This is a genomic window from Polynucleobacter sp. AM-25C3 (genome assembly GCF_018882335.1).
Lineage (GTDB): Bacteria > Pseudomonadota > Gammaproteobacteria > Burkholderiales > Burkholderiaceae > Polynucleobacter.
Genome location: NZ_JACVOS010000003.1, coordinates 132,372 through 152,513 on the forward strand (window position 1 = coordinate 132,372; position 20,142 = coordinate 152,513).

The 20,142-nt window shown below is 46.6% G+C and carries 28 protein-coding genes; 20 read left to right on the forward strand and 8 right to left on the reverse strand.

Features of this window, described 5'->3' with window-relative positions; translation table 11 throughout:
• The first annotated feature begins 6 nt into the window (after positions 1-6).
• From rpsN to dsbD, 17 genes are all read left to right on the forward strand, one after another.
• Complete coding sequence (rpsN, locus tag ICN12_RS02890; RefSeq protein WP_011901913.1) at positions 7-312, forward strand: 30S ribosomal protein S14; 306 nt, start codon at positions 7-9, stop codon at positions 310-312.
• Positions 313-336: 24 nt separating this feature from the next.
• The gene (gene rpsH, locus ICN12_RS02895; protein ID WP_015420245.1) at positions 337-732 is read left to right on the forward strand and encodes a 30S ribosomal protein S8; all 396 of its coding nucleotides are present in this window, start codon (positions 337-339) and stop codon (positions 730-732) included.
• A 10-nt stretch (positions 733-742) separates the two neighbouring features.
• A complete protein-coding gene (gene rplF, locus ICN12_RS02900; RefSeq protein ID WP_216270555.1) occupies positions 743-1,276 on the forward strand; it encodes a 50S ribosomal protein L6 in 534 nt (177 codons plus the stop codon).
• 13 nt (positions 1,277-1,289) lie between these two features.
• Positions 1,290-1,643 carry a 50S ribosomal protein L18 gene (gene rplR / locus ICN12_RS02905; protein WP_216270556.1) on the forward strand — a complete coding sequence of 118 codons (354 nt, stop codon included), beginning with the start codon at positions 1,290-1,292 and terminating at the stop codon, positions 1,641-1,643.
• Positions 1,644-1,661: 18 nt separating this feature from the next.
• On the forward strand, positions 1,662-2,180 hold the full coding sequence (rpsE, locus tag ICN12_RS02910) for a 30S ribosomal protein S5 (protein ID WP_100379470.1): 519 nt from the start codon (positions 1,662-1,664) through the stop codon (positions 2,178-2,180).
• A gap of 24 nt (positions 2,181-2,204) precedes the next feature.
• On the forward strand, positions 2,205-2,393 hold the full coding sequence (gene rpmD / locus ICN12_RS02915; RefSeq protein WP_216270557.1) for a 50S ribosomal protein L30: 189 nt from the start codon (positions 2,205-2,207) through the stop codon (positions 2,391-2,393).
• 27 nt (positions 2,394-2,420) lie between these two features.
• On the forward strand, positions 2,421-2,861 hold the full coding sequence (rplO, locus tag ICN12_RS02920; protein ID WP_046329388.1) for a 50S ribosomal protein L15: 441 nt from the start codon (positions 2,421-2,423) through the stop codon (positions 2,859-2,861).
• 16 nt (positions 2,862-2,877) lie between these two features.
• Complete coding sequence (secY, locus tag ICN12_RS02925) at positions 2,878-4,215, forward strand: preprotein translocase subunit SecY (RefSeq protein ID WP_216270558.1); 1,338 nt, start codon at positions 2,878-2,880, stop codon at positions 4,213-4,215.
• 4 nt (positions 4,216-4,219) lie between these two features.
• Positions 4,220-4,438, forward strand: a complete 219-nt coding sequence (gene infA, locus ICN12_RS02930; protein WP_088526684.1) for a translation initiation factor IF-1 — start codon at positions 4,220-4,222, stop codon at positions 4,436-4,438.
• A gap of 34 nt (positions 4,439-4,472) precedes the next feature.
• Positions 4,473-4,589, forward strand: coding sequence for a 50S ribosomal protein L36 (gene rpmJ / locus ICN12_RS02935; RefSeq protein ID WP_012357167.1), 117 nt, complete (start codon positions 4,473-4,475; stop codon positions 4,587-4,589).
• Between the two features lie 24 nt (positions 4,590-4,613).
• A complete protein-coding gene (gene rpsM / locus ICN12_RS02940) occupies positions 4,614-4,979 on the forward strand; it encodes a 30S ribosomal protein S13 (protein WP_015420253.1) in 366 nt (121 codons plus the stop codon).
• An 18-nt stretch (positions 4,980-4,997) separates the two neighbouring features.
• On the forward strand, positions 4,998-5,405 hold the full coding sequence (gene rpsK / locus ICN12_RS02945) for a 30S ribosomal protein S11 (RefSeq protein ID WP_011901923.1): 408 nt from the start codon (positions 4,998-5,000) through the stop codon (positions 5,403-5,405).
• A 116-nt stretch (positions 5,406-5,521) separates the two neighbouring features.
• Positions 5,522-6,145, forward strand: coding sequence for a 30S ribosomal protein S4 (gene rpsD, locus ICN12_RS02950; protein ID WP_173959392.1), 624 nt, complete (start codon positions 5,522-5,524; stop codon positions 6,143-6,145).
• 23 nt (positions 6,146-6,168) lie between these two features.
• Complete coding sequence (locus ICN12_RS02955; RefSeq protein WP_216270559.1) at positions 6,169-7,149, forward strand: DNA-directed RNA polymerase subunit alpha; 981 nt, start codon at positions 6,169-6,171, stop codon at positions 7,147-7,149.
• A gap of 16 nt (positions 7,150-7,165) precedes the next feature.
• Complete coding sequence (gene rplQ / locus ICN12_RS02960) at positions 7,166-7,558, forward strand: 50S ribosomal protein L17 (RefSeq protein ID WP_216270560.1); 393 nt, start codon at positions 7,166-7,168, stop codon at positions 7,556-7,558.
• Between the two features lie 68 nt (positions 7,559-7,626).
• Complete coding sequence (cutA, locus tag ICN12_RS02965) at positions 7,627-7,959, forward strand: divalent-cation tolerance protein CutA (protein WP_216270561.1); 333 nt, start codon at positions 7,627-7,629, stop codon at positions 7,957-7,959.
• A gap of 5 nt (positions 7,960-7,964) precedes the next feature.
• Positions 7,965-9,638, forward strand: coding sequence for a protein-disulfide reductase DsbD (dsbD, locus tag ICN12_RS02970; RefSeq protein WP_216270562.1), 1,674 nt, complete (start codon positions 7,965-7,967; stop codon positions 9,636-9,638).
• Positions 9,639-9,692: 54 nt separating this feature from the next.
• On the opposite strand, the gene hemB is transcribed toward dsbD, so the two are convergent.
• Both hemB and yihA read right to left on the reverse strand, forming a co-directional pair.
• Complete coding sequence (gene hemB, locus ICN12_RS02975; protein WP_216270563.1) at positions 9,693-10,712, reverse strand: porphobilinogen synthase; 1,020 nt, start codon at positions 10,710-10,712, stop codon at positions 9,693-9,695.
• Positions 10,696-11,361 carry a ribosome biogenesis GTP-binding protein YihA/YsxC gene (gene yihA / locus ICN12_RS02980; RefSeq protein WP_216270564.1) on the reverse strand — a complete coding sequence of 222 codons (666 nt, stop codon included), beginning with the start codon at positions 11,359-11,361 and terminating at the stop codon, positions 10,696-10,698. Before yihA ends, hemB begins: the two co-directional genes overlap by 17 nt.
• A gap of 114 nt (positions 11,362-11,475) precedes the next feature.
• Between yihA and ICN12_RS02985 the strand changes: the two genes are divergently transcribed.
• Positions 11,476-12,213 carry a c-type cytochrome gene (locus ICN12_RS02985; RefSeq protein ID WP_216270565.1) on the forward strand — a complete coding sequence of 246 codons (738 nt, stop codon included), beginning with the start codon at positions 11,476-11,478 and terminating at the stop codon, positions 12,211-12,213.
• A gap of 94 nt (positions 12,214-12,307) precedes the next feature.
• On the opposite strand, the gene lysA is transcribed toward ICN12_RS02985, so the two are convergent.
• Both lysA and lptM read right to left on the reverse strand, forming a co-directional pair.
• On the reverse strand, positions 12,308-13,606 hold the full coding sequence (gene lysA, locus ICN12_RS02990) for a diaminopimelate decarboxylase (RefSeq protein WP_216270566.1): 1,299 nt from the start codon (positions 13,604-13,606) through the stop codon (positions 12,308-12,310).
• Positions 13,603-13,794, reverse strand: coding sequence for an LPS translocon maturation chaperone LptM (lptM, locus tag ICN12_RS10970; RefSeq protein ID WP_223146591.1), 192 nt, complete (start codon positions 13,792-13,794; stop codon positions 13,603-13,605). The genes lysA and lptM overlap by 4 nt, the downstream gene beginning before the upstream one ends.
• 47 nt (positions 13,795-13,841) lie before the next feature.
• On the opposite strand from lptM, the gene cyaY reads away from it, so the two are divergent.
• Positions 13,842-14,225, forward strand: a complete 384-nt coding sequence (gene cyaY / locus ICN12_RS02995) for an iron donor protein CyaY (RefSeq protein WP_216270567.1) — start codon at positions 13,842-13,844, stop codon at positions 14,223-14,225.
• 15 nt (positions 14,226-14,240) lie between these two features.
• Here cyaY and aroB read toward each other — a convergent pair whose 3' ends face one another.
• Genes aroB through ICN12_RS03015 form a run of 4 tightly spaced genes read right to left on the reverse strand, consistent with a single transcriptional unit; the run spans position 14,241 to position 17,667 of the window.
• Entirely contained in the window at positions 14,241-15,323 is a 1,083-nt protein-coding gene (gene aroB, locus ICN12_RS03000) for a 3-dehydroquinate synthase (RefSeq protein ID WP_216270568.1), read from the reverse strand.
• Between the two features lie 8 nt (positions 15,324-15,331).
• On the reverse strand, positions 15,332-15,856 hold the full coding sequence (locus tag ICN12_RS03005) for a shikimate kinase (RefSeq protein ID WP_216270569.1): 525 nt from the start codon (positions 15,854-15,856) through the stop codon (positions 15,332-15,334).
• A gap of 12 nt (positions 15,857-15,868) precedes the next feature.
• Positions 15,869-16,981, reverse strand: coding sequence for a secretin GspD/PilQ domain-containing protein (locus ICN12_RS03010; protein WP_255537663.1), 1,113 nt, complete (start codon positions 16,979-16,981; stop codon positions 15,869-15,871).
• 5 nt (positions 16,982-16,986) lie between these two features.
• Entirely contained in the window at positions 16,987-17,667 is a 681-nt protein-coding gene (locus tag ICN12_RS03015; RefSeq protein WP_216270571.1) for a hypothetical protein, read from the reverse strand.
• A gap of 140 nt (positions 17,668-17,807) precedes the next feature.
• On the opposite strand from ICN12_RS03015, the gene ICN12_RS03020 reads away from it, so the two are divergent.
• A complete protein-coding gene (locus tag ICN12_RS03020) occupies positions 17,808-20,141 on the forward strand; it encodes a penicillin-binding protein 1A (protein WP_216270572.1) in 2,334 nt (777 codons plus the stop codon).
• Position 20,142: the final 1 nt, after the last annotated feature.

The following is a 20,142-nucleotide window of genomic DNA, read 5'->3' on the forward strand; positions in this document are numbered from 1 at the left end:
GCTAACGTGGCAAAACTATCCCTAATTGAGCGCGAGAATAAGCGCGCAAAAACTGTAGAGAAGTACGCTGTAAAGCGTGCTGAACTCAAGGCAATCATTGCTGATCAATCACGCAGTGATGAAGAGCGCTATGAGGCTCGCTTGAAGCTACAGGCACTTCCACGTAACGCAAGCCCGATTCGTCAAAGAAATCGTTGTTCATTAACCGGTCGTCCACGTGGCACATTCCGTAAGTTTGGTTTGGCTCGTAGCAAGATTCGTGAAATCGCCTTCCGTGGCGAAATCCCCGGTTTAACCAAGGCCAGCTGGTAAGCGGCGAAAGAATTAGGAGAACTCATGAGTATCAGCGATCCAATCGCCGACATGTTGACAAGGATCCGCAATGCGCAAGCAGTGCAGAAACCCGTAGTCTTGATGCCGTCGTCAAAAGTTAAAGTAGCTATTGCAAAAGTCTTGCAGGATGAAGGTTATATTGATAGTTTTGAAATCAAAGGTGAAGCAGCTAAGCCAGTGCTACACATTGAACTCAAATACTATGCAGGCCGCCCTGTAATTGAGCGCATTGACCGTGTTTCAACACCAAGTCTGCGTATCTACAAAGGCCGCCACGACATTCCAGAAGTAATGAATGGCTTGGGCATTGCAATTATTTCAACCCCACAAGGCGTAATGACAGACCGCAAAGCCCGTGCAAACGGCGTTGGTGGCGAAGTTATTTGCTACGTCGCGTAAGGAGAGAAATATGTCCCGCGTTGGTAAATCACCTATTCCAGTCCCTAAGGGCGCTGAAATCAGCATTAACGGTGCAAACATTACTGTTAAAGGCCCATTGGGCACTTTGACGCATAACTTGCATCCTTCAGTTGGTTTGAAACAAGAAGATGGCGTATTGACTGTTGTTTTAAACAACAATTCACCAGAAGCTGGTGCTCAGTCAGGTACTGCACGTGCTTTAGTAAACAACATGGTTGTTGGCGTAACTACTGGCTTTGAGCGCAAGCTCAGCTTGGTAGGCGTTGGTTACCGTGCTGCTGCTCAAGGTGAATCATTGAAGTTGCAGTTAGGTTTTTCTCACGACATTATTTACAACCTGCCAAAGGGTGTAAAGGCTGAGACTCCTACTCAAACTGAAATTATTATCAAAGGCTCCAACAAGCAGCAAGTTGGCCAGGTCGCAGCTGAAGTTCGCGCATACCGTTCACCAGAGCCATACAAAGGCAAAGGCGTTCGCTACGTTGACGAAGTTGTGCATCTGAAAGAAACCAAGAAGAAGTAAGCGAGATTAAAAAATGAATAAAGACGAATCCAGACAAAGACGTGCTCGGCAGACTCGTATTCGCATTGCCGAAGCATTGGCAAATCGCTTAACAGTTATCCGTAGCAATTCACATATTTCTGCACAGGTATATAGCCCATGTGGAACCAAAGTTGTAGCAGCTGCTTCAACAATGGAAAAAGATTTGCGCCAAGCAATCAAAAACGGCGGCAACGCTGAAGCGGCTAAACAAATCGGCAAGATAGTTGCTGAGCGTGCTGTTAAAGCAGGCGTTGTTGATGTTGCATTTGATCGCTCCGGTCATCGTTACCACGGCCGTATTAAGGCCTTAGCTGAAGCTGCGCGTGAAGCCGGCCTGAAGTTCTAATAGGGTTTAGGAAAAAACATGGCAAAAATGCAAAACAAGATGCAAAACGAAGAGCGTGATGACGGTCTTCGCGAGAAGATGATTGCTGTTAATCGTGTAACTAAAGTGGTTAAGGGTGGTCGAATTCTCGGCTTCGCTGCACTTACTGTAGTTGGCGATGGCGATGGTCGTATCGGCATGGGCAAAGGCAAATCAAAAGAAGTTCCAGTTGCTGTTCAAAAGGCAATGGACGAAGCACGTCGCAAGATGATCAAAGTTTCCTTGCGTAAAGGTACTTTGCAGCACACTGTGATTGGTAAGCATGGCGCGTCACGCGTGATGATTTCTCCAGCTAAAGACGGTACTGGCGTTATCGCTGGTGGCCCAATGCGCGCAATTTTCGATGTAATGGGTGTAACTAACGTTGTTGCTAAGTCACTTGGCTCAACTAACCCTTACAACATGGTTCGTGCAACGATTGATGGTTTGAGCAAGATGAGCACTCCTTCTGAAATTGCTGCTAAGCGCGGTAAGTCAGTTGAAGAGATTCTCGGCTAAGACCAAAAGATTAGGAATCTATAAATGACAACAACTCACTCTAAACTCAAACTGCAATTAGTACGCAGCTTGATCGGCACACGCGAAAGCCATCGTGCAACCGTTCGCGGCTTAGGCCTGCGTCGCATCAATTCTGTTTCAGAATTGGAAGACACGCCAGCTGTTCGCGGAATGATTAATAAAGTTTCTTATCTAGTTAAAGTCGTTGGCTAATAACTAGCAAGTAAATAGGCGAAGAATATGCAACTCAATACACTCAAACCCGCAGCGGGCTCCAATAAAAATCGTCGTCGCGTAGGTCGCGGCATTGGTTCTGGTCTTGGAAAAACAGCTGGTCGTGGTCACAAAGGTCAAAAATCACGTTCAGGCGGATTCCACAAGGTTGGATTCGAGGGCGGACAGATGCCAATGTATCGTCGTTTGCCAAAGCGTGGCTTCGTATCTTTGACACGTCGTCACGTTGGTCAAATTACTTTGAATGACTTAGCAAAAATTAACTTGCCAGAAGTGGACTTGTTAGTATTGAGAGCTCATGGTTTTGCTGGTGAGCAAATCAATTCAGTCAAAGTTATCAAGACTGGTGAATTGTCGATTGCGGTAACCCTCAAGGGTATTACAGCAACTGCAGGCGCAAAAGCAGCTATTGAAGCGGCTGGCGGCAAATTGGTCGATTTAGTTTAATTAGTTTCGGTAAACGATGGCACTCGCACCTACTAACACAGCAAATACTGCTCAATCAGGAAACAAGTTTGGCGAATTACGTCAACGCTTGATATTCCTGGTATTGGCATTGCTCGTGTTCCGTTTGGGTGCACATATTCCTGTGCCGGGTATTGATCCTGACCAATTGGCCCAATTATTTTCAGGGCAAAAAGACGGCATCTTGGGAATGTTTAACCTGTTCTCAGGTGGCGCTTTATCCCGCTTTACCGTCTTTGCTTTAGGCATCATGCCGTATATTTCTGCGTCGATCATCATGCAGTTAATGACGATTGTTGTTCCTTCGTTGGAGTCTTTGAAAAAAGAAGGCCAAGCTGGTCAACGCAAGATTACTCAGTACACCCGTTATGGCACAGTGTTCTTAGCAACATTCCAGGCATTGGGCATTTCAGTTGCACTACAAGCTCAACCGGGCTTGGTTATCAACCCAGGTTTGATGTTTGAATTGAATACTGTCGTTACTTTAGTAACTGGCACGATGTTCTTGATGTGGCTTGGCGAACAAATTACTGAGCGTGGTCTTGGTAATGGTATTTCCATCATTATTTTTGGCGGCATTGTTTCTGGTCTGCCAACTGCAATCGGTAGCTTGCTTGAATTAGTGCGTACTGGTTCCATGAATATATTGTCTGCATTGCTGATCGTAGTGATTTGTATTGCGGTGACTTATTTTGTAGTGTTTGTAGAGCGTGGACAGCGCCGTATCTTGGTGAACTACGCTAAGCGTCAAGTTGGCAATAAGGTATATGGTGGTCAATCTTCCTACTTCCCTTTGAAGTTGAATATGGCTGGCGTGATTCCCCCAATTTTTGCTTCATCTATTATTTTGTTCCCTGCAACGATTGCTGGCTGGTTTACATCAGGCGAGCCAACAAACATGTTTAGCAGAATTATTAAAGACTTGGCAGCTACATTGGCTCCAGGCCAGCCGGTTTACACGATCCTGTACGCAGCTGCGATTATTTTCTTCTGCTTCTTTTACACAGCGCTGGTTTTCAATAGTCGCGATACTGCAGAGAATTTAAAGAAGAGCGGTGCTTTTGTTCCCGGTATTCGTCCTGGCGATCAGACTGGTCGCTACATCGACAAGATCTTGGTCCGCTTGACCTTGGCTGGTGCGATTTATATGGTTTTGGTTTGCTTGTTACCAGAATTCTTAGTGTTGAAGTACAACGTGCCATTCTATTTTGGCGGTACTTCATTGTTGATTATTGTCGTTGTTGCAATGGATTTTATGGCTCAAGTTCAGTCATTCGTAATGCAGCAACAGTATGGTTCTTTAATGAAAAAAGCTAACTTTAAGATGGGCGCTTAACTGAATGTCTAAAGACGATGTAATTCAGATGGCGGGAGAAATTATTGAGAATTTGCCGAACGCAATGTTTCGCGTGAAGCTAGAGAACGGACATGTGGTTCTAGGGCACATTTCTGGGAAGATGAGGATGCATTACATCCGCATATTGCCAGGAGATAAGGTGACGGTGGAGTTGACTCCATACGACCTAACCCGCGCCAGAATCATATTCCGAGCGAAGTAAAGATTAAGTTGTACATATTTTTAAGAGGTGAGTTATGAAAGTTTTAGCATCCGTTAAGTGTATTTGCAGAAATTGCAAGATCATTAAGCGCAAACGCGTTGTTCGCGTGATCTGTTCTTCAGACGCACGTCATAAGCAGCGTCAAGGCTGATCTGGTTAATTAAGAGGAAATCTCATGGCACGTATCGCTGGGGTAAACATCCCAAATCATCAACATACTGTTATCGGTTTAACAGCAATTTTTGGCATTGGCACAACACGTGCCCGCAAAATTTGTGAAACCACCGGTGTTGCTATCGACAAAAAAGTTAAAGATCTTACTGACGGTGACTTGGAAAAGTTGCGTGATGAAGTAGGTAAATTTATTACTGAAGGTGACCTTCGTCGTGAAGTAACGATGAGCATCAAGCGTTTGATGGACTTAGGCTGCTACCGCGGCGTACGTCATCGTAAGGGCTTGCCTGTACGTGGTCAACGTACTAAGACTAACGCGCGTACCCGCAAGGGCCCACGTAAGTCTGGCGTGCAACTCAAGAAATAATCAAGAAAGTTTATTGACATGGCAAAACAACAATCCGCATCCGCAGCTTCACAGCGCGCACGCAAGAAGGTTAAAAAGAACGTTGCTGACGGTATTGCACACGTTCATGCTTCTTTTAATAACACCATTATTACGATCACTGATCGCCAAGGTAATGCGCTTTCATGGGCAACATCTGGTGGACAGGGCTTCAAAGGTTCACGTAAATCAACACCTTTTGCTGCTCAGGTAGCTGCAGAAGTAGCTGGTAAAGCTGCTGTTGAATGCGGTATCAAGAACTTAGAAGTTCAGATCAAGGGCCCAGGCCCAGGTCGTGAATCAGCGGTTCGTGCATTGAACTCTTTGGGCATCAAGATCACTGAGATTCAAGACGTAACTCCAGTTCCACATAATGGTTGCCGTCCTCCTAAGCGTCGTCGTATCTAAGTTAGGAAGTTGGCAGTACAAGTTTTAGCAGTTTTTTATTAAAGCCCACTGTTCATCTGAATTAAAGGGTGAACTCACCGCCTGTCGTAAGACTGCGGCAAAGAAAGGAAAGCATCGTGGCACGTTACTTAGGGCCTAAGGCCAAATTAGCACGTCGGGAAGGTACCGACTTATTTTTAAAGAGCGCACGTCGCGCCCTGTCAGACAAGTGCAAGTTAGATACTAAGCCTGGTCAACATGGCCGTACATCTGGCTCAAGAACATCTGATTACGGTAATCAATTGCGTGAAAAGCAAAAGGTTAAGCGTATGTACGGAATTTTAGAGCGTCAGTTCCGTCGTTACTTCGCAGAAGCTGAGCGTCGTAAGGGCAACACTGGCTCAACATTACTCCAGTTATTGGAATCACGTCTTGATAACGTTGTTTATCGTATGGGCTTTGGTTCTACCCGTGCTGAAGCGCGTCAATTGGTTTCCCACTGCGCAATTTTGCTCAATGGTAGCCCAGTAAATATTCCATCTATTCAGGTTAAGCCTGGTGATGTAGTTGCGATTCGCGAAAAAGCGAAGAAGCAAACACGTATTACAGAATCACTCAATTTGGTTCAGCAGATGGCGGCAGTTGGCTGGGTATCAGTCGATGCAGCGAAGCTGGAGGGAACATTTAAGCAAGTGCCTGACCGTGAAGACATTAGCGGCGAAATTAATGAAAGTTTGATCGTTGAATTGTATTCACGCTAATTAGGTACTCTCAAGGGAAAAATATGCAAACAAATTTGCTCAAGCCAAAAATTATTTCTGTTGAAGCGCTTACCGCCAACCAAGCTAAGGTTGTTATGGAGCCGTTCGAGCGTGGTTATGGCCACACACTCGGCAATGCATTACGTCGTGTTTTGTTGTCCTCGATGGTTGGTTATGCGCCAACTGAAGTTGCAATCGCAGGTGTTGTTCATGAATACTCCACATTAGATGGCGTTCAAGAGGATGTAGTAAACCTTTTGTTGAACCTCAAAGGAATCGTATTTAAGTTGCAGTCACGTGATGAAGTTACCATCAATTTGCGTAAAGAAGGTCCAGGCGTTGTTACAGCAAAAGATATCGACTTGCCACATGATGTAGAAATTGTTAACCCTGATCACGTTATCGCTCACTTGTCAGCTGGTGGCAAGTTGGATATGCAGATCAAGGTTGAAAAAGGCCGTGGCTATGTACCAGGTAATATGCGTCAATACCACGACGAAGCTACCAAGATCATTGGTCGCATCGTGTTGGATGCCTCATTTAGCCCAGTAAGTCGTGTTAGCTACGCTGTTGAGTCTGCTCGTGTAGAACAACGTACCGACCTCGATCGTCTCGTAATGACTATCGAAACAAATGGTGTGTTATCTCCTGAAGAAGCAATTCGTCAAGCAGCTACCATTTTGGTTGATCAGTTAGTTGTATTCGCAGCCCTCGAAAGCAGCGAAATTTCTGGTGATCTTGCACCAAGCCGCTCTTCAATGGTTGATCCAATGTTGATGCGTCCAGTGGATGATCTCGAACTCACAGTGCGCTCTGCAAACTGCTTGAAGGCTGAGAACATTTATTACATCGGTGACTTGATTCAACGTACAGAGAATGAATTGTTGAAGACGCCTAATCTAGGTCGTAAGTCTTTGAATGAAATCAAGGATGTATTGGCGGCTCGTGGCTTAAGTCTTGGCATGAAACTCGAAAGCTGGCCTCCAGCTAACCTCGAGAAATAATTAGAAAGGAAGCATCATGCGTCACGGAAACGGCTTACGCAAACTAAACAGAACATCATCACATCGCTTGGCGATGCTGCGCAACATGTCCAATTCTCTTTTGGAGCACGAAGTGATTAAAACCACTTTGCCAAAAGCAAAAGAATTGCGCATGGTTGTTGAGCCCTTGATTACCTTAGGTAAAAAAGATAACTTAGCAAATCGTCGCTTAGCATTCAATCGCACACGCGATCGCGATATCGTGACCAAACTCTTTACAGAGCTCGGCCCACGTTACGCAACTCGTCCAGGCGGCTACCTTCGTATTTTGAAGTTTGGCTTCCGTCATGGTGACAATGCGCCTATGGCTTTGGTTGAGTTGGTAGATCGTCCAGAAGTTGAAGATACAGTAGTAGCTGAAGAGGCTTAAGCCCTTTAGCAAGATTAAAAGCCAGGCTTCGGTCTGGCTTTTTTCATTTATACGCTTATAAACACAACATGACCCCAGATAAATTCCCTGAATTGCTCATTGTGCTTACTAGTTTCTCTAAGCTTGCGGATGCACAAGATATGGCTCGCAAACTCATTAAAAGTCGACTGGCAGCATGTGTGCAGATTAAAGAGGGTGTTCAATCTATTTATCGCTGGGAAGGGGAGATCTGCGAAGAGCAAGAAGTATTATTAACTGCCAAAACAATTGCAGTTAAGTGGGCGGAAATCTCTGACTTTATTAAAAGCCATCATCCCTATGATTTACCGGAGGTGATCGCATTGATCCCCGAGAAATACGAAGAGCAATATGGTAAATGGGTGCAAGCAGAGGTAAAGTGATTGCCATGAGATTTGTTAACAGAATCATCCTTGTTATTGCGGCTTTCGCATTTACCTTCGGACAGGCTTTTGCCTCCCCAGACTTTCTGCCTCCTGAAAAAGCTTTTCAGGCTGAGGTAACTTGGGCACCAAATACCAATGACATCGAGATGGAAATTTTTCCGGCTAAGGGTTACTACATCTATCAAGAGTCACTGCATTTCAAGATCGGCTCGCAACCCAATAAATTAGGGCTTGCAAAGGCGTCGCTACCCGCTGGCCTTGAAAAGTTTGATGAGACATTTCAAAAGAAAATGCAAATCTACAAACAAGCATTTCTTCTGACTTTAGATAAAAAAGCAGAGATAGGAAAGCCACTCTACCTAGAGTTAGAGCTACAAGGATGCGCCGAAGCCGGTATTTGTTATCCACCCATGACTCTCAAATTTTTAGTTGCAGGCCCAGGGGTAAAGTCGAGTCCAATTCCCGAGATATTAGATGGTGTTACTACGACCTCGCCATCAAAAGCAGAATTTAGTTTGATGGATGTGTGGCGTGAGCGTGATGACGTCAATGCCATTGGTCGCTTCTTAGAAAGTACGCCAACAGGGTATCTATTTTTAGCCTTCTTCATTCTGGGCCTGGCATTAGCTTTCACCCCCTGTGTGCTTCCGATGCTGCCTATTCTGTCCAGCGTGGTATTTGGAACGCAGGGTAATAAATCTATTAGTAAAGGACGTGCAAGCCTCTTGGCTGTGGCATACGTACTTGGAATGGCTTGCGTATACGCTCTTGCGGGAGTCTTGATGGCCGCTCTGGGTGGTAGCGTTCAAAGAGCGCTACAGAGCCCTATAGCCCTTGCTGGATTTGCACTACTGCTATTGGCTTTGTCGGGGAGTCTCTTTGGCCTGTATGACCTTAGATTGCCACAAAGTTGGCATCAGCAGATTGATCGGTTGGCAGGACGCCATCAGGGTGGGAGCATTGCTGGTGCTTTTGCCTTAGGCGGCATATCCACTCTGGTTGCTAGCCCGTGTATTACCGCCCCCTTAGCTGGGGTACTTACTTTTATTGCTCAAACTGGGTCAATGAGTTTGGGTGCAGGATTGCTGTTCGTCATGGCTTTGGGTATGGGCTTGCCACTGCTGTTTATTGCCATTGAGGCACGCATCCTGATTCCATCCACTGGCATTTGGATGGTTTGGTTGCAAAGAACATTGGGTGTTTTACTAGTGGCAACAGCTGCGTGGATAGCTTCACCATTGATCCAGGGTGGAAGTGGTGGATCTAGCAATATCGCCACTAATGGCCAAGGACAGCACCAGATTGGCAATGCTCGGTTTTCTGTTATTGAATCTAACGCGCAGTTAGATCAATTTTTAGCTAAAGCAAAAGAGCAGAATAAATTAGTGCTCTTAGATTTTTATGCAGACTGGTGCATCTCCTGCAAAGAGATGGAGGTCAATACATTTGCTAATTCGGAAGTGAATCAAGAGCTGCAGAAGTTTGTTTTGCTGCAAGCTGATGTAACAAAAAATAGCCCAGACAATCAAGCCCTATTGAAGCGTTTTGGTCTGTTTGGCCCACCCGGAATTTTGATCTTTGATCTTAACTCTGCAGAATTAAAAGATCAGCGTGTGATTGGTTATATGCCACCGCAACGTTTTGTAGAGCGACTGAAGAAGGTGCTCAGTAATTAAGTTGCTGAACAGTTAAATGGGTGATAAACCCACTTCACTTTTTTGTGTAGCCAATTATGTATTTTCTTTCAGGAGGCGCGCTGCTTCGATTGCGAAGTAGGTCAAGATGCCATCCGCTCCAGCACGTTTAAATGCCATCAAAGATTCCATCATTACGGCGTCATGATCAAGCCACCCATTTTGTGCGGCAGCTTTGAGCATGGCGTATTCACCGCTCACTTGATAGGCATAAGTAGGGTAGTCAAACTCTTCACGTACCCTGCGAACAATGTCTAGATAAGGCATGCCGGGCTTGACCATCACCATATCGGCACCCTCACTAATGTCTAGGGCAACCTCCCGCAAAGCCTCATCAGTGTTAGCGCAATCCATTTGGTAAGTTTTTTTATCTGCCTTACCTAAATTTTTTGCAGAGCCAACGGCATCACGAAATGGCCCATAAAAAGCAGAAGCATATTTAGCCGAGTAAGCCATGATTCGGGTGTGAATGAGTTTCTTCAGCTCCAAGGCTTCACGAATTTTCCCAATGCGCCCATCCATCATGTCCGATGGCGCAACGATATCAACACCAGCCTCTGCTTGAGCAATCGCTTGTTGTACCAAGATTGCGATGGTTTCATCATTCAGAATGCGACCTTGATCATCTAGGATGCCATCTTGACCATGACTTGTGTAAGGATCCAGTGCAACATCCGTCATGATGCCTAAATTCGGAAAGCGTTTTTTTAGTTCTCGCACTGCGTTCGGAATGAGCCCATTGGGATTAAAGGCTTCTTTGCCATCTGGCGTTTTCAAGGCAGTGTCAATAACTGGAAAGAGCGCCATCACTGGAATGCCTAATTTCACACACTCTTCTGCAACAGCAAAGAGTAAATCTAGTGATACGCGATTAACACCAGGCATAGAAGCAACAGCTTGAGATTGATTTGCGCCTTCTAATAAAAAGACGGGATAAATCAGATCACTGGCACTGAGATGATTTTCTTGCATGAGGCGACGCGACCAATCGTCACGGCGCATGCGACGAGGGCGATGGGCCGGAAAGTTCAATAAAGAGTTAGCTTGTGATTTCATCTTCTTGAGTCTCTGCTTCAAATAACCATTTAATAACAATATTGTCTGCCTCTTCAAGGCCAATCCGCTTGGTGCTCGAAAATAATTGTGCCGTAAGTTGCTTGGAATCGCCTGTACCGTCTGGTAGGGCTGGATCATATTGCTGTAATTGTTTGCGTACTGCCTCTAAGGCATGCTTACACTCGCTTTTATTGAGCTTGTCGCATTTGCTCAGCAAAACATGGATGGGCTTGCCAGTTGGCACAAACCACTCAATCATTTGTTCATCCAGGTCGGTAATGCCGCGTCTGGAGTCCACAATCAGCACCATGCCCACTAACTGCTCACGCTCTTGTAGGTAATCGCTCAGGAGGGCATTCCAGTGGTATTTGGTCTCGCGATTCACTGCTGCGTAGCCATATCCTGGTAAATCGACTAAATAGGCTAAAAGATCATCTTTTGCAAAAAGGCCAAAATAGTTGATATGTTGGGTGCGTCCAGGCGTTTTGCTGGCAAAAGCGAGCCTTTTTTGGTTGCAAAGCACGTTAATTGCGCTAGATTTGCCTGCATTTGAGCGTCCGGCAAAGGCCACCTCACGGAGTGGGGTGGCAGGCAGGCAATGGGTGTCATTGACTGTTGTCGCGAATCGGGCTTGAAAGAGTTTAGACATGTGCAGAAGCTATTGTAAAATCACGCAAAATCATGAAATATCTCATGGTGTTGGGTAAAGGGTTGTAAAAGTAGGGCCCAAACACTTTTAGGAATTTTTGCCAAGGTAAACATAATGCGTCAAACCTCCCAAATCTCCAAATTAACTAGCTTAAGTGCTAGCCTAGCCGCCAGCCTTTTCCTGGCTGCAACCAGCTTCTCAAGCGCGGTTAGCGCCGCAGATCCGGCTCCAGCAGCTGCGCCAATGGCCGAGGCTCCAGCAGCCAAGCCAGCGGTCCCAGGCAAGCCTAAAGCTGACCCTGCAGCTGGTGAAGCGCTTTACTCGAACGGTGATGCTAGCCGTGGCGTGACCGCTTGCCTGACTTGCCATGGCCCTAAAGGTCAGAGTGCAATTGCTACTTGGCCTAAGTTGTCTGCTCAACATGCTGCTTACACCGCTAAGCAGTTGAAGAACTTTAAGGATGGCACTCGTGCTAATCCCATCATGATGGGTATGGTAGCCACTTTAAATGAGCAAGATATGAACAATATTTCTGCTTACCTAGCCAGCCAGCCTGTATCGCAGGGCGTTGCTCAGAATAAAGACACGATTGAATTGGGTCAAAGTATCTACCGTGGCGGTATCGCTGCTAAAGGTGTTCCAGCATGTGCAGCATGCCATAGTCCAACCGGTGCTGGTATTCCTTCACAGTACCCACGTATGGGTGGCCAGTGGGCCGAGTACAACGCGGCGCAGTTGTTAGCTTTCCGTGAGGGCACTCGCAAAAATAGCACTCAGATGACCACGATCGCTACCAAGCTTTCTGATCAAGAGATGAAAGCAGTTTCTGATTACATGGCAGGCTTGCATTAGTAGTCGCTTTCAGTACAAAACAAAAACCCCGCTGATGTAGCGGGGTTTTTTATTGCCTAGAAAGTTACCAATCCAAATTCGTTGCCAAGCGAATTTAGTTTGGCAGGATAGTTTCACTAGCAAAGAGATCGGCAACGTTTTCTCGTGAGCGAATGACGTAGGCATTTTTTCCATCCACCATAATTTCTGCAGGCTTGGGTCTGGTGTTGTAGTTGGAGGCCATGACAAAGCCATAGGCACCCGCAGACAGGATCGCTAAGAGGTCACCTTCTTCAACCGCAAGGGTGCGGTCTCTTCCAAGCCAGTCTCCGGATTCGCATACCGGTCCAACGATGTCATAGGTAGAGCTTGAGACTTCTTTAGTTTCAACAGGAACAATGCCGTGATAAGCCTCGTAGAGTGCTGGACGCATTAACTCTGTCATCGCGGCGTCTACTATGCAAAAGTTTTTCTCGGCGCCAGGCTTGAGATATTCCACTTGAGTCAGGAGCACGCCAGCATTGCCCACCAAGGATCTGCCTGGCTCCAAGACCACATCGAGATGCCCAAAGCCACGCTCAGCAACTCTGTTGAGCAAAGTATTGGTGAACTCAGTAATGTCCGGTGGATTGTCATCGCCATAAGAGATGCCTAAGCCACCACCTAAATCGAGATGGTGAATCACTATGCCTTCTTTTTTCAATTGAGCGACTAGCTCGAGGACTTTATCGAGGGCATCTAAATAAGGGGCGGTGTTCGTAATCTGAGAGCCAATATGACAGTCAATGCCAACCACGTCAATTTGTGGAAGTAATGCAGCTTCACGGTACGTTTTCAAGACCTCGTGATATGCGATACCAAATTTGTTGCCTTTTAATCCGGTAGAAATATAGGGATGAGTTTGGGCATCGACATCTGGGTTCACACGTAAAGAAATCGGCGCGCGGCAATTGAGCTTGGTGGCAACGCGATTAATTTGGTGAAGCTCGGCAATGGATTCGATATTGATACATTTAACGCCCGCTTGTAATGCTTGAGCAATTTCGCTTGCAGATTTGCCAACGCCTGCAAAGACTAGGCTTTTAGGGTCGGCGCCTATTGCAAGTGCGCGCGCCAACTCACCGCCGCTAACTAGGTCAAAGCCAGCGCCTAATTTTTTAAAGCAATCAATTACTGCTAAGTTGCTATTGGCTTTCATGGCGTAGTGAACACGAGCACGTCGCTTACCGGTGGAATCTACGCAGGCTTTGTCATAGGCTTGATAAGCCTGCGTTAATGCTTTTTTGCTATAGACATAAAGGGGCGTACCAAACTCTTTTGCCAAATCTGACAAAGGAATTTCTTCGGCATACCAATTGCCGTTGCGCTCTGTAAATCCAGCTAAATGTGGAAGTGGGATTGTTTTACTTGTCATTGCTTGGCCGGCGTTGGGTTAGTCACAGCAGGGCTTTGAGGAGGGTAGAGCTTGCCTTTAGGCTCCGGCTCACTAGGTGGTGCAGGAGTGGGCGGCACATTTGGCAAATATAGCGGACCTCTAACCCCACACCCAACAAGGGATATTAGAAGGCTAATGCCGAGAGTTCTTTTAAGAATCGCTATCATGAATGTCTCTAAAACGAATGATTGAATATAGCATGCAGGACTCCAATATGAATCCAAACAATCTAGCCGTGGAAACCATTGATGACAAGCAATTTCATCAACTAGGAAGCAATTTACTGCAGTCGATTGAAGTGGCTTTGGAGGGGGCAGATGACAAATTGGATCTAGACCTCGATGTGGAGCGTCAGGGTGGAAATGTCATCAATATTCGATTTAGGGATCGCAGCGTGATTGTCGTCAATACCCAACCCCCTTTGCATGAAATCTGGGTAGCAGCTAAATCCGGTGGTTATCACTATCGTTGGGCTGGCACTTTAGTATCACCACTCTGGTTGGATACTAAAACTGGGCGGGAATTGCTAAGCGACCTTTCTGAATTTGCTAGCGCTCAAGCAGGCCAAGCGCTAACTATTAGTCTGATTCAGAAATAAGACCTCAAGCAGAAATTACGTTGCCCCAGTCGCTGATAGAGTTTCTATGACTTGGGCATCTGGCACGCTCTGAATTTGAGCCTTACCAATTTTTTCTAGAACGACATAGCGAATCTGGCCGCCTTCGGTCTTTTTATCTACTTGCATTAATTCCATGTAACGCTGGGCACCAAACTTCGGTGGATCGGTTGGCAGGTTCATGGATTGAATAATCTTTGTTAAGCGATTGACTTCATTTTGAGTAATGAAGTTGAGGCGTCGTGATAGATCGGCGCCCATCACCATCCCACAACCAACAGCTTCACCATGTAACCATGTGCCATAGCCCATACCAGCTTCAATGGCATGACCAAAGGTATGTCCAAAGTTCAGCGTAGCCCGAATGCCGCCTTCTCTCTCATCGGCAGACACTACTGCTGATTTGATTTCACAAGAGCGTAGTACAGCATGGGCCATTGCTGCGGTGTCACAGGCTAGTAAAGCTTTTACGTTCGCCTCAATCCAGTTTAAGAACTCTGCATCAGCAATGGCACCGTGCTTCACCACTTCTGCGAGACCGGCAGAGAGTTCACGTGCTGGCAAAGTCTTCAGAGTATTGAGATCGGCAATCACCGCGGCTGGTTGATGAAATGCCCCAATCATGTTTTTTCCAAGCGGGTGGTTGATACCCGTTTTACCGCCAACGGAAGAATCCACTTGTGCCAACAAAGTTGTTGGCACCTGGATAAACCGAATACCACGCATGAAGCTTGCTGCCGCAAAGCCGGTCATATCGCCAATGACTCCACCACCTAAGGCTACCAACATGGTCTGACGGTCTGCGCCAAATTTGAGGAGGTCATCAAAAATCAGTTGGAGGTTTTTCCAGTCCTTATAAGACTCTCCATCGGGCAAGACAATTGTTCTGACGGGCTTACCCAGCTTCTCTAAAGTCTTGGTCAATCGCTCTGCATACAAAGGGGCTACCGTCGTATTGGTAACGATATAAATCGATGTGGCTTTTTCGCAAGCGCTAAACAGCTCTGGCTGATCTATTAAATCGCTACCAATATGGATGGGGTAACTGCGATTGCCTAGATCAACTTCTAATGTTTTCATGGATAAATTCAAGTGGAAAGTTCGAGTTGCATGATTAAGGTGTTGACCAATTGATTGACGCTGGGTTTCCCCGTTTCAATCACATGGTCAGCAATTTCGCGATAAAGAGGGTCGCGAATGGTATATAGATTTTCTAAAATCTTTTTTGCATCGCCATTTCTAAGAAGCGGTCTACCTTCGCCGCCCTTGGTCCGATGCCATAGCTCCATCGGATTAGCGTGGAGATAAATGACTGTGCCTCTTTCGTTGAGGAATTGACGATTCTCAGGAAGCAATACGGCGCCACCGCCGGTTGCCAAAATGACATCTTGCTCTGCGGTAATATCTTTAATGGCCTGGGCTTCGCGCTTACGGAAGCCGTCTTCACCTTCCATTTCGAAAATCACGGGGATCTTGACGCCACAACGTTCTTCAATGACGTGGTCAGCATCCAGAAAGCGACGACCTAATTTCTTGGCCAACAATTTGCCGACGGTCGACTTCCCAGCGCCCATGAGGCCAATCAGAAATATATTGTTCGATGCAGAGTTCACCCCCTGATTTTATTAGTGTTTATCTAGGACGGTGGGAGTTAAGAAGACTAATAGTTCAGTTTTATCAGCCAATTTGGATTTATGGCGAAACAAATGCCCAATTAATGGGATGTCGCCTAGTAGGGGCACCTTAACCTCATCATCTCGTTCGGTGGTTTGAAAAATACCGCCAATGATGGCTGTACCCCCGTTTTCAACGGTTACTTCAGAGCTGAGATTTTTGGTGTCAATGGCATACCCCTGCTCAGTTTTCATGCCAACAGTATCTTTATTAATGCTCACCAACATGGAAATCTTTCCATCGGGATGAATTTTGGGTAAGACTTCTAGCCGTAAATTGGCTTTGCGGAACTGCAATTTGCTGCCGCTTTGGGAACTCACTTGGTAGGGAAGTTCTGTCCCCTGTTCAATGGTTGCCTTGACCTGATCCCCAGTCATGATCCTGGGGTTAGAGAGGATCTTGCCTTGCCCATCAGATTCCAGGGCTGATAACTCCATTTGTAGGAGTCTGGCGGCGTTCCTGGAAACCAGGGTAGCTGCTAAGGTTGCTGGATTGAATCCAGCTAAACCAGTTCCAGCTAAATCTAGATTGGCGCTTGCAGCTTGGTCTGGGTGAATGCCGATACCGTTAGCCTGATACCCCAATTTGATGCCTAGCTCCCGGGCAAAGCGTTGATCCGCCTCCACAATGCGAGCTTCTATGAGGATCTGGCGAGGGCTATTAATATGATCGCCTCCAAAAGGGAGGGCGGCATCCTCTCGACGAAATTTCTGGAAGCTTTGAATTTCTGCATGGGGGCCAATCCAGTAAATATCCCCATTTCGGACGAGGCGCAATCCTCTGCTGGCGATGATGGAGTGGAGGGCGGTTTGCCAGGGGGTGTCCTTGAGGTCGACTGAGATCTTCCCCTGGATAGACTCGCTGAGGAGGAAGTTGGAATTCCCCATTTTGGCCAAAACCTGCAAAAGCTCGGTCAACTCAATCTCACTAAATTGGAGGCTGATACGGGTATCTTTTGGGATGCTGGAAGAATTGAGTCCTAGATGATTTCCTAGGGCTGGACTGAGTAAAAAAACCAGCAATAAGGGGAGCAGGATGGTGGTGGTTTGTCGAAGGATTTTCAAGAATGTCATTCCGAGCGGGTTGATTTAAAGCGAATAGATTTACCTTTGGGGTGGGCCAATATGGCCACTCCTTTTTCGGCTTGAGTCAGTCGCCATTCACCCAAAGCAAGACCATCTTTGCCCACCATCAGCGTGGTTTTACCATTGTGAAAAAAGGCCTGCTCCGCCGCCCCCATTCGAGTAAGGCCCAAATATCTCCAGCGACGTAGCTCGGTCTCATGTGGGATCATGACTGGCTTGCTTTGGGGTGCGGATACGGTTGGTTTTACCTCTATTGAGTGAATACTCACCTCTATTTCATCCAAAGCGATATATAAATCTTCTTGTTCTGATGCCCAGTCATTCTGGGCTAAAGCAAGTTCATTCTTTAGGGTCGATATTTGGCTTTGCAGGCCGTTGAGCTCTAGTTCAGAGCTTGCCTTACTGGACTCCAAGAGAAAAAATACAGCGGCGACTGTGAGCGCAAATAGTGCCCCAATAATCAAGATGGAGATATTTTTTGGCCCATTAAGGTGAAGGTCGGAAATAGAAAAAGACGATGCCTTTGGCGTAACTTTACTTTCGGGCACCGGCCTTGGGGATGTTGATGATTTACGAATGCCATGGGGGTCAGGAATGGCAGGGTCATCCCCCAGCTCACTCAAAATGTCATCAAAAGATTGGGGGGAAATGTGGCGTGAAGGCATGCCATATTGTTCGCTCTGGGGATGGCAAAAACGATCAGGGAACACGGAATTGCATGTCAGAAAACCCCACCTCAGAAATTTTCAAACAAGGGTTTTGGAGCTTTCAGGAAAATTGGCCAAGCACCCTATAATTTGATTCTATGGCTCTAACTCCAAAAGACAAGCCGCCTTTAAACCGACGGTTTAACCGACAGCCTGATAGACGTCCTGGTCAGCATAGAGCGGAGCATTCCGCGTCGAAGTCGGGAAGTAATCCCCTAATTAAAGCCTTGCTGATAATCAGCATGGTCTTTGCAGTGGTCATTACTTTGTTGCTGGGCTACGCCTTCTTGATAGCCAAACCGAATTTGCCAAAGATTTCAGCCTTGGTGGACTACAACCCTAAAACACCATTGCGTATCTATACGGCCGATAAGGTCCTTATTGGAGAGTTTGGGGAAGAGCGCCGTAAGGTTATTCCTTTGAATGAGATCCCCATGAGCATGCGTAATGCAGTCTTGGCCATTGAGGATGATCGGTTTTACTCCCATGGCGGGGTTGATTATGTGGGGATCCTAAGAGCTGCCTTAACCAATTTACGCGGCAACCTTTCGCAAGGTGCATCAACGATCACGATGCAGGTGGCGCGCAATTTCTTCTTAAGTAATGAGAAAACCTTCAGCCGTAAGATCTACGAGGTTCTGCTCTCTTGGGAAATCGAGTCCCAATTAAGCAAAGACAAGATTCTGGAGATCTATATGAATCAGATCTTCTTGGGTCAGAGGGCTTATGGATTTTCGAGTGCGGCTCAGATCTATTTTGGTAAAGAATTAAAAGACATCACGATTGCTGAATCTGCGATGTTGGCTGGCTTGCCTAAAGCGCCTTCAGCCTATAACCCAATAAGCAATTTCCGTCGCGCCAAAATCCGCCAAGAATATATCCTGCAGCGGATGCGCGATTTGTCTTACATCACTCCTGAGCAGTATCAGATTGCCATGGCAGAAGAGTTGCATATTCGTGGTCTCGGAAATGAATTTAGTACGCGCGCGGACTTCGCATCAGAGATGGTGCGTCAGCTACTGTTTACTCAATATGGTGAGGCCATCTACTCCCAAGGAATCGATGTTTACACCACGATCTTGAAGGCAGATCAAGATGCGGCATACAAGGCGGTACGTCGCGGTATTTTTGAATATGACTTGCGCCACGCTTATCGTGGACCCGAGGGATTCATTGAGCTACCGGAAGATACGGTTAAGCGTCAACGCGCGATTGATGAGGCTTTATTGGCTTATCCACAGTTAGATGATTTGCAGTCGGGTGTAGTACTCGATATCAAGCCAAAAGAAATGCAGGTCATGATTTCTACTGGAGATACGATCACTCTCAAAGGTGAGGGCATGAAACTTGCCACCGCCTCTTTAACCGATAGCACTCAACCTAAAAAACGTTTACGTCCTGGCGCCATCGTGAGGCTGTTATCTGATGGCGGGGTTTGGAAGCTGGCGCAATTACCGCAAGTAGAAGCCGCCTTTGTTTCTATGAACGCAGAGACAGGCGCAATTCTCTCCTTGGTGGGCGGCTTTGATTTCCGCCGCAATCAATTTAATCACGTGACTCAGGCTCAGCGCCAACCCGGATCTTCCTTTAAGCCATTTATCTACGCCGCTGCCATTGAAAAAGGCTTTTCTCCGAGCACGATGGTGAATGATGCGCCATTGTCTATTGGCAGTATGGAAACTGGCAGCCAAGCTTGGGAGCCAAAGAACTACGACGGCAAATACGAGGGCATGATGCGTTTACGTACTGCCTTGGCTAAATCCAAGAACTTAGTTTCTGTTCGCATCATTCGTGCTATCGGGCCTTCCTATGCGCAAGAATATATTCAACGTTTTGGCTTTGAAGCAGAGAAGCACCCTCCTTATTTAACAATGGCTTTGGGTGCGGGTTCTGTAACCCCTTTGCAAATGGCATCTGCCTATAGCGTGTTTGCTAACGGCGGCTATCGTGTAGACCCGTACTTAATTAATAAGATGACGGATTCAAAAGGTACGGTTTTATTTGAAGCAAAACCTACCCATGCGCGTGAAGATGCTACTCGCGTATTGGATGCGCGCACTGCCTTTGTAATGGATAGCATGCTGCAAGAGGTAACAAAGACTGGGACTGCGGGTAGTGCTAGGGGAAAATTAGGCCGCAGTGACATCGCGGGTAAAACGGGTACAACCAATGATTCGCACGATGCCTGGTTTGCGGGATACAACCCTAAAGTCGTTGCAATCGCATGGATTGGTTTTGATAAGCCTGCAAGTCTAGGTGATCGTGAAACTGGCGGCGGTCTCGCCTTGCCAATGTGGATCTCTTACATGGGAACCGCTTTGAGAGATGAGCCACAACAGGCGCGTGAAGTGCCGGCAGGCGTTACTCAGGTTGATGGTGATTGGTTTATCCCTGAGTTTTCTAATAATGGTGGTGTGCGCGAACTTCAGTAGT

What these genes read in the sequence shown, in the direction of transcription:
- rpsE (WP_100379470.1), top strand. Translation starts at nt 1,662, where the DNA reads ATGGCAAAAATGCAAAACAAGATGCAAAACGAAGAGCGTGATGACGGT.
- cyaY (WP_216270567.1), top strand. Translation starts at nt 13,842, where the DNA reads ATGAATCCAAACAATCTAGCCGTGGAAACCATTGATGACAAGCAATTT.
- ICN12_RS02985 (WP_216270565.1), top strand. Translation starts at nt 11,476, where the DNA reads ATGCGTCAAACCTCCCAAATCTCCAAATTAACTAGCTTAAGTGCTAGC.
- lptM (WP_223146591.1), bottom strand. Translation starts at nt 13,794, where the DNA reads ATGATAGCGATTCTTAAAAGAACTCTCGGCATTAGCCTTCTAATATCC.
- rplR (WP_216270556.1), top strand. Translation starts at nt 1,290, where the DNA reads ATGAATAAAGACGAATCCAGACAAAGACGTGCTCGGCAGACTCGTATT.
- ICN12_RS03015 (WP_216270571.1), bottom strand. Translation starts at nt 17,667, where the DNA reads ATGCCTTCACGCCACATTTCCCCCCAATCTTTTGATGACATTTTGAGT.
- rplO (WP_046329388.1), top strand. Translation starts at nt 2,421, where the DNA reads ATGCAACTCAATACACTCAAACCCGCAGCGGGCTCCAATAAAAATCGT.
- infA (WP_088526684.1), top strand. Translation starts at nt 4,220, where the DNA reads ATGTCTAAAGACGATGTAATTCAGATGGCGGGAGAAATTATTGAGAAT.
- yihA (WP_216270564.1), bottom strand. Translation starts at nt 11,361, where the DNA reads ATGTCTAAACTCTTTCAAGCCCGATTCGCGACAACAGTCAATGACACC.
- rplF (WP_216270555.1), top strand. Translation starts at nt 743, where the DNA reads ATGTCCCGCGTTGGTAAATCACCTATTCCAGTCCCTAAGGGCGCTGAA.
- cutA (WP_216270561.1), top strand. Translation starts at nt 7,627, where the DNA reads ATGACCCCAGATAAATTCCCTGAATTGCTCATTGTGCTTACTAGTTTC.
- ICN12_RS02955 (WP_216270559.1), top strand. Translation starts at nt 6,169, where the DNA reads ATGCAAACAAATTTGCTCAAGCCAAAAATTATTTCTGTTGAAGCGCTT.
- secY (WP_216270558.1), top strand. Translation starts at nt 2,878, where the DNA reads ATGGCACTCGCACCTACTAACACAGCAAATACTGCTCAATCAGGAAAC.
- rpsM (WP_015420253.1), top strand. Translation starts at nt 4,614, where the DNA reads ATGGCACGTATCGCTGGGGTAAACATCCCAAATCATCAACATACTGTT.
- hemB (WP_216270563.1), bottom strand. Translation starts at nt 10,712, where the DNA reads ATGAAATCACAAGCTAACTCTTTATTGAACTTTCCGGCCCATCGCCCT.
- lysA (WP_216270566.1), bottom strand. Translation starts at nt 13,606, where the DNA reads ATGACAAGTAAAACAATCCCACTTCCACATTTAGCTGGATTTACAGAG.
- rpmD (WP_216270557.1), top strand. Translation starts at nt 2,205, where the DNA reads ATGACAACAACTCACTCTAAACTCAAACTGCAATTAGTACGCAGCTTG.
- dsbD (WP_216270562.1), top strand. Translation starts at nt 7,965, where the DNA reads ATGAGATTTGTTAACAGAATCATCCTTGTTATTGCGGCTTTCGCATTT.
- rpsH (WP_015420245.1), top strand. Translation starts at nt 337, where the DNA reads ATGAGTATCAGCGATCCAATCGCCGACATGTTGACAAGGATCCGCAAT.
- rpmJ (WP_012357167.1), top strand. Translation starts at nt 4,473, where the DNA reads ATGAAAGTTTTAGCATCCGTTAAGTGTATTTGCAGAAATTGCAAGATC.
- aroB (WP_216270568.1), bottom strand. Translation starts at nt 15,323, where the DNA reads ATGAAAACATTAGAAGTTGATCTAGGCAATCGCAGTTACCCCATCCAT.
- ICN12_RS03020 (WP_216270572.1), top strand. Translation starts at nt 17,808, where the DNA reads ATGGCTCTAACTCCAAAAGACAAGCCGCCTTTAAACCGACGGTTTAAC.
- rpsK (WP_011901923.1), top strand. Translation starts at nt 4,998, where the DNA reads ATGGCAAAACAACAATCCGCATCCGCAGCTTCACAGCGCGCACGCAAG.
- rplQ (WP_216270560.1), top strand. Translation starts at nt 7,166, where the DNA reads ATGCGTCACGGAAACGGCTTACGCAAACTAAACAGAACATCATCACAT.